The organism is Halopseudomonas sp., from assembly GCF_047631575.1.
GTDB lineage: Bacteria > Pseudomonadota > Gammaproteobacteria > Pseudomonadales > Pseudomonadaceae > Halopseudomonas.
In genome coordinates this window covers 205,045-222,598 of sequence record NZ_JBLIAB010000002.1, presented here as the reverse complement: position 1 = coordinate 222,598, position 17,554 = coordinate 205,045, and the positions used below count along the sequence as shown (strand labels likewise).

Here is a 17,554-nt window from a genome sequence, read left to right as displayed (position 1 = left end):
CCCAAGCAATATGAGTAATGCAATGCCATGAACACCCCTTCGCCCTGCCTGAATTGCGGTGCCTGCTGTGCCACTTTCAGAGTTTCCTTTTACTGGGGAGAAACCGACGCTTGCGAGGGCGGCCTGGTACCCAAAGATCTTACTGAACAGATTTCTCCACACCTCAGTTGCATGCAGGGCACCAATCAACCCGAACCGCGTTGTACTGCGCTGATGGGTAGTGTGGGTGAGGGCGTGCGATGCAATATCTATGAGAGCCGTTCCACCAGCTGCAGGGACTTTGCCTGGCATGGTGAAAATGGTGCTGCTAACCTGGATTGTCAGCGCGCTCGCGCTCGACATGGAATGGCGCCTTTGCCTGATGCGCCGCTGGCACCGGAGCGCATTCCGGTCATTGCTGCCTGATCAGAGTGGGTTGGTATAATCGGCGACGATACTGTGAACCATATACAGTTTCCGCAGGCTGGGTACGGTCAAGACGAATGGATAGATATCTGGTTGGCCCATACTGCGCGCCAGCACATTGAGTACGCTACTGAGCTGGATCCAGCGGTTGATGAACAGTAGGAATGTGGTCTGGTCGCCGTTGCCTACAGCGCAGCCGTCCAGTTGGTTGGTTTTGAACTGATCAGGTTTGAGTTCCAGCTTGTCGAGCTTGATGCCAAAGTCCAGCGCCACGTTCAGCGTACTGGTCATATGCAGGTAGTGCGCCCAAGTCTCTGCCCAGTCTTCCCAGGGGTGGGAGGCTGCATAGCTGCTTATGAAGGTGCTGTTCCAGTTTGTCGGGGGACCTTCCATGTAGTGCTTTTCTAGTGCTTTTTTGTAGTCCTGGCGCTCGTCACCGAACAGATTGCGGAAGGTCTCGATCCATCGGCTATCGCGAACCAGGCGGTCCCAGTAGTAATGACCTGATTCATGGCGAAAATGACCCAGCAAAGTGCGATAAGGTTCGTGCATGTTTTGCCGAACGCGTTCGCGGTGGGCAGGGTCCGCTTCGATGACGTCGAGGGTAATCACGCCATCCATGTGGCCGGTCATGACAGGCGGTTTGCCTTGCTGCTGGCGTAACAGCTTGAACCCTAGGCCCTGCTGTGGATCAAGTTCTTTGGAGATAGTCGGCAAGCCAAGCATGATCAGTTGCGCGATCAAGCGCCGCTTGGCCTCTTCGGTGCGGTGCCAATATTCGGTGTTTTCCAGCAAATTGAGATCAGGGATTACCAGATTGAGTGCGCAGGCGGTGCAATAGGGTGTTGTTTGTGCGTCACTGATCAACCAGTTGCACTGGGCTGCGCTGTTAAGGTTCTGGCAGCGAATAAATGATTTATTTTTGAGCGGGCCGTCGGATTTGACTCGCCAGCGCGAGCCGTCATCTTCTGCCTTCAGGCTGCAAAGCAGGCCGTGATCAGGGTGATACCCCAGCTCTGATCCACAGCCCAGACAGTGGGTGTTATCGAAAAAAATCGGCTGGCCACACTGACAATGCTGCACGTGGCCATTGGGGTGGTAATCGAAGAGTTGGTGCCCCTCGCTACGGCTGACCAACTGATCAAAGTAGCTCATTTTTTCGACTGACTCTGACTCTGACTTTGGTTCTGGGTCGGGACCGCCTCGTCATCCTGTGCAAAATAGGTTTTTCGGATGGCGTCATGCAGTTCAGTGAAATCGATCTGTATTTCGTCGACAAATGCGTGCAACAAATCGGGCTCTGCGGCCATGCGAATAATTTCCGCGTTGGCGATATGGGTTCGGCAGGTTTCGACTTCATTCAGGGCTGCTTCATGCATAGGCAGGCTTTTCAGTGCTATCGCTAGCCGTTCAAGGCTGCAAGCCACGGCACGCGGGAAGCGTCGATCTTGGAGCAGGAACTGCAAAACGTCCGGGCCACGTATGCGCAGGCGTACATGCTGACGATACATCTGGAATCCGCTGAGTGACTTGAGCACGCTCATCCACTGCAAGCTTTCAAAAGGGGTGAGGTCTTCCGGACTGCGGGGCAATAGATTGGCCGACCGCACATCAATTATTCGGGTGGTCATGTCGGCGCGCTCGAGTTGACGGCCGAGCATCAAGAAAGTACGTGCTGGGGTATAACTAAGCATGCCTTCGATCAGGCCGTTTACTGTCTGGCAGCTGCGGATAACACGGCTTAGAAATGCATCCCGGCGCCTGGGCGTAATACCGGCTTCCACCTGTTCCTTTACATTCAGGTAGAGCTGATTGATCTCTTCCCATATTTCCCTAGGGATGATCTCGCGAGTGGTGCGCAGATTCTCGCGCGCAGCGCTCAGAGAACTGAGTATCGATCCGGAGTAGCGCACATCGCCACACATGAAGGACAGCACGTTGGCTTCGTCGCGACTGTCGTACAGTTCGTCGAACAGTTCGTCATTTCCGGTTATGGCGATGATTTCGTTCCAGCCGAGTTTGGTCGGGTGAGGTAAATCAAGCAACAGGTGACTATTCACGCTGAGCAAGCGGGCGGTGTCTTCAGTGCGCTCGATGTAGCGCGCCAGCCAGTAGATGTTTTCAGCGACTCTAGACAGCATAATCAGCTCCTCTCCAGGTCGACGATCCAGGTGTCCTTGCTACCACCGCCCTGGGATGAATTCACCACCAGCGAGCCCTTGGTCAGTGCGACCCGTGTCAGGCCGCCGGTGGTGACCCATGGTCTTTCGCCTGAGAGGATGAAGGGTCGAAGGTCAACGTGCCTTGGCTCCATGCCCCCGGCGCAAAGCGTTGGCGAAGTCGAAAGGTTTAAGGTGGGCTGGGCCATGTAGTTGCGCGGGTCAGCCTTGATCAGTTCGGCAAATTTTTCGCGCTCCTTCTTTGTCGAGTGCGGACCGATCAGCATGCCGTAACCGCCGGATTCGTTGGCAGGCTTGACCACCAGTTTGTCCAGATTGGCCAGCACGTACTCGCGGTCCTTGTCGAACATGCAAAGATAACTGGGCACGTTGGGCAGTAGCGGCTCTTGATTCAGGTAATATTTGATAATGGCCGGCACAAAGGCGTAGACAACCTTGTCATCTGCAACCCCGGCCCCCGGTGCATTGGCCAATGCGACATTGCCCTTGCGCCAGGCACGCATCAATCCGCGTACGCCAAGCATGGATTCGGGATTGAATACTTCAGGATCAATGAACATGTCGTCGACCCGTCGGTAGATCACATCAACTCGGCTTAGCCCGTCAATGCGGCGCATGTATACACAATCGTCGTCGCCTACTACTAGGTCCGGCCCCTCGACTACCTCGATGCCCATTTGCTGAGCCAGGTAGGCGTGCTCGTAATAGGCGGAGTTATAGATGCCAGGTGTAAGTATCACTATGCATGGATCATCTCCGGGGCGCGGGGACATGGACGCTAGCATGTCGTAGAGCTGGGAGGTGTAATCATCCACAGGTTGTATTCGGCCGGTGGCGAACAGGTCTGGCATGACCCGTTTGGTCACGTTTCGATTCTCCAGCATGTAGGAGACACCCGATGGGACGCGCAGGTTGTCTTCGAGGACATAGAGTGTGCCGTCGTTGTCACGTACCAGATCCGAGCCGCAAATATGCGCCCAGACATTGTGCGGTGGATGAACCCCAACGCACTGCGGTCTGAAATTCACCGATTTCTCGAGTATCTCCGCCGGAAAAACTTTGTCCTTGATGATCTTTTGGTCATGGTATAAATCATCAATGAACATGTTCAGGGCCTGAACCCGTTGCTTGAGACCGGCCTCGGTTTTTTGCCACTCGCTGAGAGGGATAATGCGCGGCACTATATCGAAAGGCCAGGCACGATCAATCATGGCGCCTTCGGAATAAACGGTAAAGGTAATACCCATGAGCTGAATTGCAACTTCGGCTGCAGTCTTGTGCTCGTTGATTTCGCGTGAGTCCAGTTCCGCCAAGTACTGGCACAACATTGCTGCTTCCGGTCGAGGCTTGCCAGGCGAAGCAATCAATTCATCAAAAAAACCTTTGGAGGCGTAGTCTTCCCAGTTAACTTTGCTCATTGAACCACTCTGTCCGCTCGGGTGATGTTGGTTAGGACGATGCAATTGCTATACCAGCGTGAGACCGTTCACGTTGGTCATCCTATGCAGCAACCTTAATGGTGCGCTTGACTGATATTAGCCTAGCACCAGATTTAAACATGCGTTGGCCTGTTGTAACGCGACGCGCTTTTGTCGAGCATTTGGCACAGGGGTTGCTATGCTTGATAGGAGAACCCATCTCTGATCCGGGAAGCGATAAATGACTATCCGCGTTGCATTGAAGCATTCAACCCGTTACGACTTTGACAAGTTTGTTACCGTAGCCCCTCACCAAATTCGCTTGATGCCTGCGCCCCACTGTCGCACGCCTGTTGATGCCTACAGCTTGAATATCAGTGGTGGTGAGCATTTTATTAATTGGCAGCAGGACCCGTTTGGTAATCACGTAGCCAGGGTCGTTTTCCCAGACAAAATCGATCACCTGTACGTGGATGTCGAACTGATCGTACCCATGACCGTCGTTAACCCATTCGATTTTTTTGTCGAAGAGTACGCCGAAGACTTTCCTTTCAGTTATCCTGATTCATTGCAGAAAGAGCTTGGTCCTTATTTGGAAAAAGAGTCTAAAGGACCCTTTCTAGAAGCCTGGATGAACAAGTTGCCACTGGAAAAATGCCCGATCACTGATTTTCTGGTCGCGATCAATCAGCAGGTTTCACAGGACATTGAATACCTGATTCGCATGGAGCCGGGGGTGCAAACCTCGGAGCAGACATTGACGCTCAAACGTGGCTCATGCCGCGACTCGGCGTGGTTACTCGTTGAGATCTTTCGGCAACTGGGGCTGGCGGCCCGTTTTGTTTCAGGCTATCTGATTCAGTTGACTTCAGACGTGAAGGCACTGGAGGGTCCGTCGGGAACCGATATTGACTTTACCGACCTGCACGCCTGGACCGAGGTATTCATACCCGGCGCTGGCTGGGTAGGCCTAGACCCCACCTCCGGCTTGTTTGCCGGGGAAGGGCACATCCCTCTCGCGGCGACCCCTGAACCGTCCAGCGCGGCAGCGATCACCGGTGCATCTGAGCCGTGCACGGTCACTTTTGACTTCGAGATGAGTGTGACGCGGGTGCACGAAGATCCACGCGTTACTAAGCCCTACAGTGAAGATCAGTGGCAGCGCATCGAAGCCCTTGGGGATCTGGTCGATGAGCACCTGAAGGATCAGGATGTGCGTTTGACCATGGGTGGCGAGCCCACTTTTGTGGCAGTGGATGATATGGATGCACCAGAATGGACCATTGCTGCGCAAGGTCCAACTAAACGGGGCCTGGCCGAAAAGTTATTAATGCGCCTGCGTCCCCATTACGCGCCTAAGTCGCTCATCCATTATCAACAAGGGAAATGGTATCCTGGTGAGCCACTGCCACGCTGGGCCCTTGCCTGTTACTGGCGCCGTGATGGCAAACCGATGTGGCATAACGACTGTTGGCTGGCGGATATCAACGCTGATTATAAAGTAGACCAGGCGAAGACCCAGATCTTTGCCCGTGAGCTGGTCAAGCGTCTTGGCCTGGATGCGCGTTATTTGATTCCATGCTATGAAGATGCCTACTACTACCTATGGCTGGAGCAGCAGCAACCTAGTGATGTAGCCCTTGGCGACAGCGACCTCAAGGATGACGAAACGCGTGCACGGATGGTTCGCCTGCTTGAGCGAGGTCTGGATGAGATAACCGGTTTGACTTTGCCTCTTGCGCGCAACATCAAAGAAGACAACTGGCAGAGCAGTAGATGGCCGGTGCGCCGCGAACAGCTTTATCTGGTGCCAGGCGACTCTCCCATGGGGCTGCGTTTGCCATTGTCGGCTTTACCGCTGCGCAAGCTGGATGAGCCCCAGCCGCGCTCGCTTTTCGAGACTCCGCCGGCGCTGGCCGACATCCATGGCGAAGTGGCCAGCCGCTATAGCGAGTCCCAAGCCGCATTGAACGAAAGCGACGGTCATCACCACGAAGGTCTCGCGCAGGACTGGCAGGAACAATTGCCTGAGTTGACCGAAGAAGGCGTCATTGGCACCGCATTATGCTTGGAACCCCGCGATGGCAAGCTGTTTGTCTTTCTACCGCCGCTCGCGAATCTGGAAGAGTATCTAGAGCTGTTGGCCACGATAGAACAAACGGCAGCGCACCTCGAATTGCCCGTCTGTATTGAAGGCTATGCCCCACCCTCGGACTCGCGTATCGACAAATTCATGATTACTCCGGATCCAGGGGTGATTGAAGTCAACGTCATGCCAGCGGCTTATTGGCCGGAGTTGGTAAAAAATACCGAGGTATTGTACGAAGAAGCCAGGCTTACCCGGCTGGGTAGCGAAAAGTTCATGCTAGATGGTCGTCATACGGGCACTGGCGGTGGGAATCACGTGACACTGGGCGGCCGAACGCCTACCGATTCGCCGTTTTTGCGCCGTCCTGATCTACTGGCCAGCATGCTGACTTTCTGGCAGCACCATCCCAGTCTGTCCTACCTTTTCTCCGGTTTATTCATCGGACCGACTAGTCAGGCGCCGCGTGTAGATGAAGCGCGGCACGAGGCGCTTTATGAATTGGAAATTGCACTCTCACAGATGCCCGAGGGTGAGGTGCCACAACCTTGGATTGTTGATCGGCTTCTGCGTCACCTGTTAACGGATATTACCGGCAATACCCATCGCGCCGAGTTCTGTATCGACAAGCTTTATTCGCCTGATAGCTCGACTGGTCGGCTTGGGTTATTGGAATTGCGCGGTTTTGAAATGCCGCCACACCCACAGATGAGTCTGATGCAGCAATTGCTGATCCGGGCCCTGGTCGCACGCTTTTGGGCTAAACCCTACCGTAAGCCTCTTTCACGCTGGGGCACCGCTCTGCACGATCGCTGGATGATGCCTCACTTCATCTGGGAGGATTTGTGCGAGGTTCTGGCAGACCTTAATGAGCATGGGTTTGCCTTTGAGCAGGAGTGGTTTGCGCCCTTTCTGGAATTTCGTTTCCCGCGGGTTGGCGAGGTCCGATATCAAGGGGTTGGTATGGAGCTGCGTCAGGCCATTGAGCCCTGGCATGTACTGGGTGAGGAAGTAAGCGGTGGTGGAACAGCCCGCTACGTGGATTCATCGGTTGAGCGCATGGAAGTGCGGGTGTCAGACTTTAATGCGGCAAGGTATATACTCACCTGCAATGGCTATAAGGTCCCTCTGCAGGCGACCGACAAGCCGGGTGAGGCCGTCGCGGCAGTGCGCTATCGAGCATGGCAGCCACCGTCTGCAATGCACCCGCTGATTCAAGTGCATGCACCGCTGGTCTTCGATCTGGTAGATAGCTGGAACAACCGTTCGGTTGGCGGTTGTACTTATCATGTTGTGCATCCGGCGGGTCGCAATTATGAGGCGTTCCCAGTGAATGCCAACGAAGCCGAGGCGAGGCGAATGACGCGGTTCTGGTCTCACGGGCATACGCAGGGTGCCTTCGGTCGTATTGTGCAGGCACCAGGTCAGGAATACCCGCATACTCTCGATCTCCGGCGTGCCGGTGTGCCCGCTACTGGCTTATGATTTCGGCTTAAGGCAGCGTTGATCACGTACAATTCTATAGGCGGGCGGCAATGTTCGCGCGCGATTTTGCTAAGACGACACACGGAGTTCGCTCGAGGCTTACCTTCAGGAAGTAGTTATGCAGCTATCGGGTAGTGTGGACCATGCATTGAAATCGCTGCTCGGCGACTATCCGGGCCATCCGGAACAAGACGAGCTACTCGATCGTGAGCAGCAACCCCGCGCCCATTGGCAGGGCCTGCTGGACGAGTTTGCAGCATTGGGGACCGACACTCTGGTGGGGCGAAGCGAAGAAGCCCAAAACCTGCTGTATGAAAATGGCGTTACGTTCAACCCCTATGAGGACGATCCGGGTCAATTGCGCTCCTGGCAGCTCGATTGCCTACCTTGGGTGATCAATACTCTAGAGTGGGAGACCTTGGAAGCCGGGCTGAAGCAACGCAGTCGCCTCCTTGAACATCTGCTTGATGATTTGTACGGCGAACGCAAGGTTATCAACGAAGGGCTCTTGCCCCCGGAACTGGTGTTCACTCATCCGGGCTACCTGTTCGCGGCCGCCGATACACCGACTCATCTGGACCGTCCGCTGTTGATTTTTCATGGCACCGATGTGGTGCGCGACGATCAAGGTCGCTGGCAGGTGCTGGGTGACTCTACGCAGTCGCCTGCGGGTGCCGGTTATGCGCTGGAAAATCGTATAACTTTGAGCCGTGCGTTACCCAGCATCTATCGCGATGCGCCCATCAAGCGCCTGGCCGGTTTTCTGCAGGCACAGCATCGTTGTCTCGCCGGTATGGCCAATGCCCAACGTGAACAACCCAATATTGTGTTGTTGTCTCCGGGTCCGGGCAGTGCAGGTTATTTCGAGCATGCCTGGCTTGCCAACTACATGAATTTTTCACTTGTGGAGGGTGATGACCTCGTCGTTCGGGACGGTCAGGTCTCTGTTCGAACCCTCGGCGGTCTGACACAGGTCGATGTCATCGTTCGCCAAATTAATGATCCCTGGTGTGATCCGCTGGAGCTACGTCCGGATTCATTATTAGGTGTGCCGGGCCTGCTCCAGGCTGCGCGTAACGGAGAAGTGCGGATTGCCAATGCCCTTGGCGCTGGAGTACTGGAACATCCGGCGCTAGCCGCTTTTTTGCCCAGCCTGTGTCAGCGGCTGTTGGGTGAAACGCTGTTGCTTCCCTGTCGTGAGACGCTCTGGTGTGGTGATAATCAGGATTTGCAACAGGTCAAAGAGTCGCTGGATGAGTGGATCCTGCGTGACGTTACCCATCCTGGCAAAACGATGCGGGTTGACCAGATGTCACTCAAGGATGTTCAGGCCTTGCGCCATGATCTCGATCGTCGACCTTATTTGTTTACCGCGCAAAAGCCGATTGTGTCGAGTGTAACCCCGGGCTTCAACCCGCAGACGCGCATGGTTGAGCGTCAGCATACAACTTTGCGATTTTTCAGTCTGGTCGAACCGGATGATCTGAACAAACCTGTTTACGAGCGCCAATACCGCATTATGCCAGGGGGGCTGGCTTGGGTTGGTGAGCCTGGCTCACCGCTGATGCAGAGTCGCACGGTAAAGGACGTCTGGGTTTTGGCGCCGGTGCCGCAACCGCACATCAGCATGTTGCGTCAGGCACAAGGTCCTATCGTGGTCACCCGTGACGGCAAGGATCTGCCCTGCCGAGTAGCTGAAAGTCTATTCTGGCTCGGTCGCTATGGGGAGCGGCTTGACGTGCGTGGTCGCTTGCTGCGCGAGTCCCTTGGGCGCTTGTTGCAAAATGACCGACATGAGCATGGTACGAACATCTTGCCGGATCTGCTTGTTGCTCTGGGTGTCGGGCTTGATGTGGAAACCGAAGAGGCCGAAATGGCGGCGGTGGCGGGGCATAAGCGTTTTTCGGCGGACTACATCGTTGCTAGAGACCGCTTGATGCAGCTGTTTGCCGAGGATCAACCGGAGGGTATGCCGGCCTTGTTCGGTCATTTTGTGCGCAACAGCCGTGCAGTGCGCGACCACTTGGGGGACGATAGCTGGCGTGCCATCAATAGTATGCGGCAGCGCTTCGGTGGCATGTCACGCGCCCGTGGTATCGTCGCAGCCCAGCGTCATCTGGAAGCCACTGTACTGGATCTGTCGGCATTTTTTGGCCTCTGCAACGAGACCATGCCGCACCATTACGGCTGGCGCTTTCTTGATATGGGGCGTTTCATTGAACGCACGCTGAGTAGTCTCGAGCTACTCAAGCTGGCACTACTTACAGCGGCGCAACCGGGAATTCCCCTGTGGGAAGTGGTGTTGGCTACCACCGATAATTTCACGGTATACCGCCGTCGCTATCGTTCGCAGCTACACCCCTCTGCCATTCTGGACCTACTGTTGTTTGACGAGGCCAATCCCAGATCGATTGGTTATATGCTCAAACGTCTGGAGCGACAGATAAACCGATTGCCGTCAGCTAACAGCTCACCGTACCGTAACCTAGAGAAGCGACTTATTATTCAGGCAACCAGTCAATTGCATCTGGTTGATATCGATATGCTGGCCAACCTGGAACATTCAGAGAGTGCCCGTGAGGCACTGAAAACATTGCTGGATCAGTTGATCGAGCCCATGTCCGAACTGTCCAGCGCCATCTCACATAGTCACTTCAGTCACGTTGAGGCGCCTCGCCAGTTGGTGACTATGCAAAACAGCAACAACACCTGAACAGAGTACCGGTTAGATGAGATTCCAGCTGCGACACACCACGCGTTACGAATACAGTAACTCTGCGAGCCTGAGCCACAACGAGGCGCGGATTCTGCCGCGCAACTTGCCTTGGCAACATTGCACCAACGCGCAAGTGGAAATATCGCCGGCCCCATTGCGCATGCGCGAGCGCACTGATTTTTTTGGGAATAGGGTGGTCTACTTTTCTATTGAAGCCCTGCATGACGAGTTGCAGGTCAGTGTTACCAGCGATATTGATACCCGTCCGCGTCCGACCCAGGACTTTTTTTCCATGATTTCCTGGGAGCAAGCGGTCAGCGATACGACTGCTGAAGTGCGTTTCAGCAACCGCGAATGCCTTGATGCGCGACTGTACCTGCTGGATTCGCCGTTCGTGCATCAACAGGACAGTCTGCTGCGTTACGGATTGGTTAGTTTTCAGCCGGGGCGGAATATGCTTGATGCTGTGCTGGATCTTAATCAGCGCATTTTCAGTGAGTTTGCTTACGATCCCGACTCCACCACCATCGCTACACCCCTGAGCGAAGTGCTGGCTAGCCGCAGTGGTGTTTGCCAGGACTTTGCCCACCTGGCCATCGGTTGCCTGCGTTCACTGGGACTGGCCGCCCGGTACGTGAGCGGGTACATGGAAACTTTGCCGCCTCCCGGTCAGGAAAAACTGGTCGGCGCTGATGCTACGCATGCCTGGGTGTCTGTTTTTATCCCCGGTTGGGGTTGGTTGGAGATCGACCCGACTAACGGCTGCACTCCGGATGAGCGTTATATCATCCTTGGTTGGGGTAGAGATTTTGCCGATGTCACCCCGCTCAAGGGCGTCATGACTGGAGGTGGTGAGCACAAGCTTACGGTTGCCGTTGATGTGATCGCGCTGAAAGATGAGCCCGCATTGAAAGCAACTGGTTTCTGAAGGCATTAGCTCAAATACAAAAAATCCCGGCCTGAGCCGGGATTTTAGTTGAATCAAGCAGTAAGTTCTATCCCGCTACATATTGGGGTAGTTCGGACCGCCAGTACCTTCCGGTGCTACCCAGTTAATGTTCTGCGAAGGATCCTTGATGTCACAGGTCTTGCAGTGCACACAGTTCTGAGCATTGATCTGGAATCGTTTCTCTCCGTCGTCCTTGGTGACTATCTCGTAGACGCCGGCCGGGCAATAGCGCTGCGCGGGTTCATCATACAGCGGCAGGTTAGTGCCGATCGGAATGCTCGGGTCCTTGAGAGTAAGGTGGACCGGCTGATCTTCTTCGTGATTGGTGTTGGAGATGAACACCGAAGACAACTTGTCGAAGCTCAATACACCATCAGGCTTGGGATAGTTGATTTTTGGTGCTTCGGACACCTTTTTCATCTGGGCATAATCCGGGATCTTGTCATGCAGAGTGACCGGAATCTTGCCGCCAAAAATATTCTGGTCGACGAAGTTGAACGCGCCGCCTAAAAAGGACCCGAATTTGTGAATCGCCGGGCCGAAGTTACGCGAGCCGAAGAGTTCATCATACAGCCAGCTGGCTTTGAACTTTTCAGGATAAGCAGTCAGCTCGTCACCCCCTTCGCTACCGGCTTTGAGCGCCTCAACAATGGCATCAGCAGCCAACATGCCGGACTTCATCGCGGTGTGGTTACCTTTGATCTTGGCGAAATTCAATGTGCCCAGATCGCAACCGATCAATGCGCCACCGGGGAAGATCATCTTGGGTAGTGAATTCAAGCCGCCTTTGCATAGCGCACGGGCACCATAGGACACTCGCTTGCCGCCTTCCAGATACTGCTTGACCACGGGATGGTGCTTCAGGCGCTGGAATTCATCAAAGGGAGAAAGATGCGGGTTGCTGTAGGACAGGTCAACAATCAAACCGACCAGCACCTGGTTGTTTTCGGTGTGATAGAGGAAGGAGCCTCCGGTATTCTCGGTTCCGGTGACTTCCAACGGCCAACCGGCAGTGTGCACGACCAAACCTTCTTCATGCTTGGCTGGATCGATGTCCCATATTTCTTTGATGCCGATGCCATAATGCTGGGCATCTGCTTCTGAACTGAGGTTGTAGCGTTTGATCAGCTGTTTGCCAATGTGGCCGCGGCACCCTTCGGCGAACAGCGTGTATTTAGCACGCAATTCCATGCCCGGGGTGTAGAAGCCTTCTTTGGGATTGCCTTCGCGATCAACACCCAGATCACCGGTCAGAATACCGTGGACAACCCCGTTTTCATCAATCAGCGCTTCTTGTGCAGCAAAGCCCGGATACACTTCAACGCCAAGGTTCTCGGCTTGTTCTGCCATCCAGCGGCACAAATTCGCAAGGGAAATGATGTAGTTCCCTTCGTTGTGCATTGTCTTGGGCACCAGCATGTTGGGCAGCTTGACCGACTTGTCTTTGCCCGTGAGCATATAAATGTCATCGCGGGTAACAGGTACGTTCAGTGGCGCGCCCATTTCTTTCCAGTCAGGGAAAAGTTCGTTTAGGGCGCGCGGCTCGAATACGGCGCCGGAGAGGATGTGAGCACCCACTTCGGACCCTTTTTCTACCACACAGACGCTGACTTCCTGGCCGGTTTCGGCTGCTTGCTGCTTGATGCGACAAGCGGCGGCAAGACCCGAGGGCCCGGCGCCCACGATGACAACGTCAAACTCCATGAATTCGCGTTCCACTATGTATCTCCTACTCTAGGCCAGATCTGAAATCGATTATATGAGTGATCTTCCGTGATCGGTTAGCCAAAAAGTATAACAGCCTGCTGTATCTGCTCCAAATACGTAATGAAACAGCGACTGTTATGCAATGCGACCTTTGCATCAGGAAAGGGGGAAGGATTCCAGCCGGTAACCACGCTCATCCACCTCAAGCGCCCAGCCTGCGTTATCCCAGTCGCCCAGAACAATGCGCTGTGCAGGTACCTCAGCGATCATCAGCGGGTGAACGGCGGGGCGGTGCGTATGGCCATGGATCAATGTGAGCACGCCTTGATCACGCATGGTCTGGGCGACTTGTCCGAGATTGACGTCAGTAATATCGCTGGGTTTCTGACGTGTCTGTGTTTTACTTTCATCGCGCAGTTTGCGGCCAATCTTGCGCCTTTGAGATAGCGGAAGATGGCGCAGAATAAATAGGCTCAGCGGGTTACGCAGCAAGCGACGCATCTTCATATAGGCCAGGTCATCAGTACACAGGCTGTCTCCGTGCATCAGTAGAACCTTTTCACCATTGAGTTCGACAATATGCGGATCAGGTAGCAAGGTGCAGCCTGCCGCTTGGCAGAAGCGTTTGCCGAGCAGGAAATCCCGATTACCGTGCATCAGGTAGATTCGAGTGCCAGAAGCTGACAGGTGGGAAAGGGCGGCGATGACCTCGGTAGCCAATGGGCTTTGCGCGTCGTCGCCGAGCCAGACTTCAAAAAAATCGCCGAGAATATACAACTCATCTGCTTCTTTGGCGCGTGTCTCCAGACAATGCAGAAACGCCCGGGTAATGTCCGGGCGTTCGGGCTGCAAATGCAGGTCAGATATAAACAAATAACGCATAGTCAGGCTTTACTCGACCAGTTCTGCACGCTCAATGACCACGTCATCGGCGGGTACATCCTGGTGGCCAGCTCGCATGGTGGTAGCGACTGTTTTGATCTTCTCTACCACATCCATGCCGTCACTGACCTTGCCGAATACCGCATAGCCCCAGCCTTGAACGGTCTCGGCGCTGTGATTGAGGAAGTCGTTGTCGGCAACGTTGATGAAAAATTGAGCACTGGCGGAATGCGGTTCCATGGTGCGCGCCATGGCAACGGTGCCAACGCCGTTGCTGACGCCATTATTAGCTTCGTTCTTGATCGTCGCGCGGGTGTCTTTTTGCTTCATGCCGGGCTCAAAGCCGCCACCCTGGACCATAAAGTTGGGAATGACACGATGAAAAATGGTGTTGTCGTAATGGCCATCGCGGACATATTGCTTGAAGTTCTCGACCGTTTGCGGCGCCTTGTCTGCGAACAGCTCCAAAGTGATAACGCCGTAGTTGGTATGCAGCTTGACCATGTGCTCTGTCCTCGGGCTTGATTTAAGTATTGCCGTACGTCGATACGCATACTGCGTTCAGGCGCTTGACACTTTGCGGTATGATAAGGGTTTTGACCGACATGGCCTAGCCAAAATCCGTGACGCCCCGTTGGCCTCACCCGTATCGAGTCTTGCAAACCCTATGAATAAATCGGAAACCACCGCACCCGCACACTTTCTGCGCCAGCTGGTACGCGCCGACCTGGAGAGCGGCAAACATGACAGGATCGTCACCCGCTTTCCACCCGAGCCTAACGGCTATCTGCATATTGGTCATGCCAAATCGATCTGCCTGAATTTCGGCCTGGCAGCTGAATTCGGCGGCGACTGTCACCTTAGGTTCGACGATACAAATCCCGCCAAGGAAGAGCAGGAATACATTGATGCCATCAAGCATGATGTCGAATGGTTGGGTTTCCAGTGGCAGGGTAATGTGCGTTATGCGTCGGACTATTTCGACCAGTTGCACGCATGGGCAATAGAGCTCATCCGCGCCGGCAAGGCTTACGTATGTGATCTGACGCCGGAGCAGGCTCGCGAGTATCGTGGCAATCTCACTGAAGCAGGCAAGAACAGCCCGTTCCGCGACCGCAGAGTCGAGGAAAACCTAGATCTATTCGTACGCATGACCGCGGGAGAGTTCCAGGATAGCGCAAAAGCCCTGAGAGCGAAGATCGACATGGCAGCGCCTAACATGAATCTGCGCGATCCGATTCTCTACCGTATTCGTCACGCGCATCATCACCAGACAGGTGACAAGTGGTGTGTGTATCCCAGCTATGACTTTACTCACGGTCAGTCTGACGCGATCGAAGGTGTTACCCACTCTATCTGTACCCTAGAGTTCGAGGACCATCGTCCGTTGTACGAATGGTTTCTGGAGAATCTGCCGGTCCAGGCGGCGCCTCGTCAGTATGAATTTGCACGCCTCAACCTTAACTACACGGTCACCAGCAAACGCAAGCTCAAACAACTTGTCGATGAAGGCCATGTAAATGGTTGGAATGACCCGCGTATGTCAACCTTGAGTGCGTTTCGTCGTCGTGGCTTCACGCCGGGATCGATTCGTGACTTCTGCGAGCGGATCGGAGTTACCCGTTCTGATGCAGTGGTCGACATGGGTGTGCTGGAATTCTGTATTCGTGATGACCTTGACGCTAACGCGCCACGAGCCATGTGCGTGTTGCGCCCGCTGAAGGTCACCATTACTAATTACCCGGAAAAACAGATCGAACAGCTTCACCTGCCGCGCCATCCTAAAGCGGATATGGGCACTCGCGAATTGCCGTTTAACCGCGAAATCTATATCGACCAGGATGATTACATGATCGATCCGCCAAAGGGTTACAAACGCCTTGTGCCCGGTGGTGAAGTTCGTCTGCGTGGTAGTTACGTGATTCGCGCCGATGAAGCAGTAACCGACGCAGAGGGCAATATCACCGAGTTACTGTGTTCCTACGACCCGGAGACCTTAGGCAAGAATCCTGAAGGCCGCAAGGTCAAAGGCGTGGTCCACTGGGTGCCTGCTGAGCAAAGTCTGGAGTGCGAGGTGCGCCTGTATGATCGCCTGTTCCGGGCGCCTAATCCGGACAAGAGCGATGAGGGCGGCACTTTTCTGGAAAACATCAACCCAGAATCTTTGGTTGTGCTCAGTGGATGCCGTGCAGAGCCGTCGCTGGCTTCGGCTATTGGGGAGGAGCGCTTCCAATTTGAACGCGAAGGCTATTTCTGTGTAGACAATACCGATTCACGTCCGGGACATCTGGTGTTTAATCGCACCGTGACCTTGCGCGACTCCTGGGGGCAATGATGGGGCTGTCGATCTACAACACGTTGACCAAGACCAAGGCGCCGTTAAAGCCTTTGGAAGACAACCATGTGCGCCTTTACGTATGCGGCATGACCGTATATGACTATTGCCACATCGGTCACGCACGCGTCATGGTGGCCTTTGATGTGGTGGCGCGCTGGCTGCGCTTTCGCGGCTACAAACTCACGTACGTTCGCAATATTACCGATATTGACGACAAAATCATCCGCCGCGCCAACGAGAATGGTGAGTCTTTTCAAACGCTGACCACTCGCATGATTGCTGCAATGCATGAAGACGAAGCCCGCCTGAACGTTCTGCGGCCGGACATGGAGCCGCGTGCCAGTGATTACGTGCCGGGTATGCATGCGATGATCCAGACGCTGATAAACAAGGGTTATGCCTACGCACCCGGTAATGGCGATGTTTACTATCGTGTGGGTAAGTTTGTCGGGTACGGCAAGCTGTCACGGAAAAAAATTGCTGACCTGAGGGTCGGCGCACGGGTAGAAGTAGACGAAGCCAAGCAGGATCCTCTGGACTTTGTCCTCTGGAAGGGCGTGAAGCCCGGCGAACCAAGTTGGCCTTCGCCCTGGGGTGAAGGTCGTCCGGGCTGGCATATCGAGTGCTCGGTCATGTCCAATTGCTGCTTGGGTGACACCTTTGATATTCATGGTGGCGGTCCGGATCTGGTGTTTCCTCACCATGAGAACGAAATAGCGCAAAGCGAAGCAGCCAACGAGAAGCCCTACGCAATGGTCTGGATGCACGCCGGTGCGGTGCGTGTCGATGGCGAAAAGATGTCCAAGTCGCTGGGCAACTTCTTTACTATTCGTGAAGTCCTGGAAAAGTACCATCCAGAAGTAGTGCGCTATCTGCTGGTGTCCTGTCAGTACCGCAGCGCGATCAATTACTCTGAAGACAACCTCAAGGAAGCCAAGGGTGCACTGGAGCGTTTCTATCATGCGCTCAAGAGTCTGCCGGATGTTCCGGCCGCCGGCGGTAATGAATTTGTTGAGCGTTTTGGCGCCGCCATGGATGATGACTTCAATACCCCAGAAGCCTGTGCGGTGCTGTTTGACATGGTGCGTGAGATCAATCGACTCAAAAACAGTGACGTTCAGGCTGCTGCTGGTTTGGCAGGGCGCTTACGTGAGTTGGCGCACAATCTCGGGCTACTACAACTCGCCCCCGATATCTTTCTGCAGGCTGGTGCCAGCGACAAAGTGGATGCGGCGGAAGTGGAAATGTTGATCAAGTCAAGGCTCCAGGCTCGAGAAGAAAAGAACTGGGCTGAGTCAGATCGCATACGCGATGTTTTGAATGCTATGGGCGTGGTCCTTGAAGATGGAAAGGGCGACACTACCTGGCGAATAAAGGACTGAGCCGAT

Annotated in this window: 12 protein-coding genes; 6 read left to right on the top strand and 6 right to left on the bottom strand. The window is 54.5% G+C overall.

Features of this window, described 5'->3' with window-relative positions; translation table 11 throughout:
• Positions 1–27: 27 nt before the first annotated feature.
• Entirely contained in the window at positions 28–405 is a 378-nt protein-coding gene (locus ACJAXR_RS05065) for a YkgJ family cysteine cluster protein (protein ID WP_415057166.1), read from the top strand.
• On the opposite strand, the gene ACJAXR_RS05060 is transcribed toward ACJAXR_RS05065, so the two are convergent.
• Genes ACJAXR_RS05060 through ACJAXR_RS05050 form a run of 3 tightly spaced genes read right to left on the bottom strand, consistent with a single transcriptional unit; the run spans position 406 to position 4,003 of the window.
• On the bottom strand, positions 406–1,560 hold the full coding sequence (locus ACJAXR_RS05060) for a putative zinc-binding metallopeptidase (protein WP_415057165.1): 1,155 nt from the start codon (positions 1,558–1,560) through the stop codon (positions 406–408).
• Complete coding sequence (locus tag ACJAXR_RS05055) at positions 1,557–2,546, bottom strand: alpha-E domain-containing protein (protein WP_415057164.1); 990 nt, start codon at positions 2,544–2,546, stop codon at positions 1,557–1,559. The genes ACJAXR_RS05060 and ACJAXR_RS05055 overlap by 4 nt, the downstream gene beginning before the upstream one ends.
• Positions 2,547–2,548: 2 nt before the next feature.
• Positions 2,549–4,003, bottom strand: coding sequence for a circularly permuted type 2 ATP-grasp protein (locus ACJAXR_RS05050; RefSeq protein ID WP_415057163.1), 1,455 nt, complete (start codon positions 4,001–4,003; stop codon positions 2,549–2,551).
• A gap of 241 nt (positions 4,004–4,244) precedes the next feature.
• Here ACJAXR_RS05050 and ACJAXR_RS05045 point away from each other — a divergent pair, with 241 nt between their 5' ends.
• The 3 genes from ACJAXR_RS05045 to ACJAXR_RS05035 all read left to right on the top strand — a co-directional run bounded on the left by ACJAXR_RS05045 (position 4,245) and on the right by ACJAXR_RS05035 (position 11,218).
• Positions 4,245–7,574, top strand: a complete 3,330-nt coding sequence (locus ACJAXR_RS05045; RefSeq protein WP_415057162.1) for a DUF2126 domain-containing protein — start codon at positions 4,245–4,247, stop codon at positions 7,572–7,574.
• A gap of 118 nt (positions 7,575–7,692) precedes the next feature.
• Positions 7,693–10,287, top strand: a complete 2,595-nt coding sequence (locus ACJAXR_RS05040; protein WP_415057161.1) for a circularly permuted type 2 ATP-grasp protein — start codon at positions 7,693–7,695, stop codon at positions 10,285–10,287.
• Positions 10,288–10,303: 16 nt separating this feature from the next.
• On the top strand, positions 10,304–11,218 hold the full coding sequence (locus tag ACJAXR_RS05035) for a transglutaminase family protein (protein WP_415057160.1): 915 nt from the start codon (positions 10,304–10,306) through the stop codon (positions 11,216–11,218).
• A gap of 75 nt (positions 11,219–11,293) precedes the next feature.
• Here the strand turns inward: ACJAXR_RS05035 and ACJAXR_RS05030 are convergent, their stop codons facing one another.
• The 3 genes from ACJAXR_RS05030 to ACJAXR_RS05020 form a co-directional block, all read right to left on the bottom strand.
• Positions 11,294–12,958, bottom strand: a complete 1,665-nt coding sequence (locus ACJAXR_RS05030) for an electron transfer flavoprotein-ubiquinone oxidoreductase (RefSeq protein WP_415057159.1) — start codon at positions 12,956–12,958, stop codon at positions 11,294–11,296.
• Positions 12,959–13,102: 144 nt separating this feature from the next.
• Positions 13,103–13,828: a UDP-2,3-diacylglucosamine diphosphatase gene (locus tag ACJAXR_RS05025; protein WP_415057158.1), complete on the bottom strand. Its 726-nt coding sequence runs from the start codon at positions 13,826–13,828 to the stop codon at positions 13,103–13,105.
• 9 nt (positions 13,829–13,837) lie between these two features.
• Positions 13,838–14,332 carry a peptidylprolyl isomerase gene (locus ACJAXR_RS05020; RefSeq protein ID WP_415057157.1) on the bottom strand — a complete coding sequence of 165 codons (495 nt, stop codon included), beginning with the start codon at positions 14,330–14,332 and terminating at the stop codon, positions 13,838–13,840.
• Between the two features lie 163 nt (positions 14,333–14,495).
• Between ACJAXR_RS05020 and ACJAXR_RS05015 the strand changes: the two genes are divergently transcribed.
• Positions 14,496–16,163 carry a glutamine--tRNA ligase/YqeY domain fusion protein gene (locus ACJAXR_RS05015; protein ID WP_415057156.1) on the top strand — a complete coding sequence of 556 codons (1,668 nt, stop codon included), beginning with the start codon at positions 14,496–14,498 and terminating at the stop codon, positions 16,161–16,163.
• Positions 16,163–17,548, top strand: a complete 1,386-nt coding sequence (cysS, locus tag ACJAXR_RS05010) for a cysteine--tRNA ligase (RefSeq protein WP_415057155.1) — start codon at positions 16,163–16,165, stop codon at positions 17,546–17,548. Before ACJAXR_RS05015 ends, cysS begins: the two co-directional genes overlap by 1 nt.
• Positions 17,549–17,554: the final 6 nt, after the last annotated feature.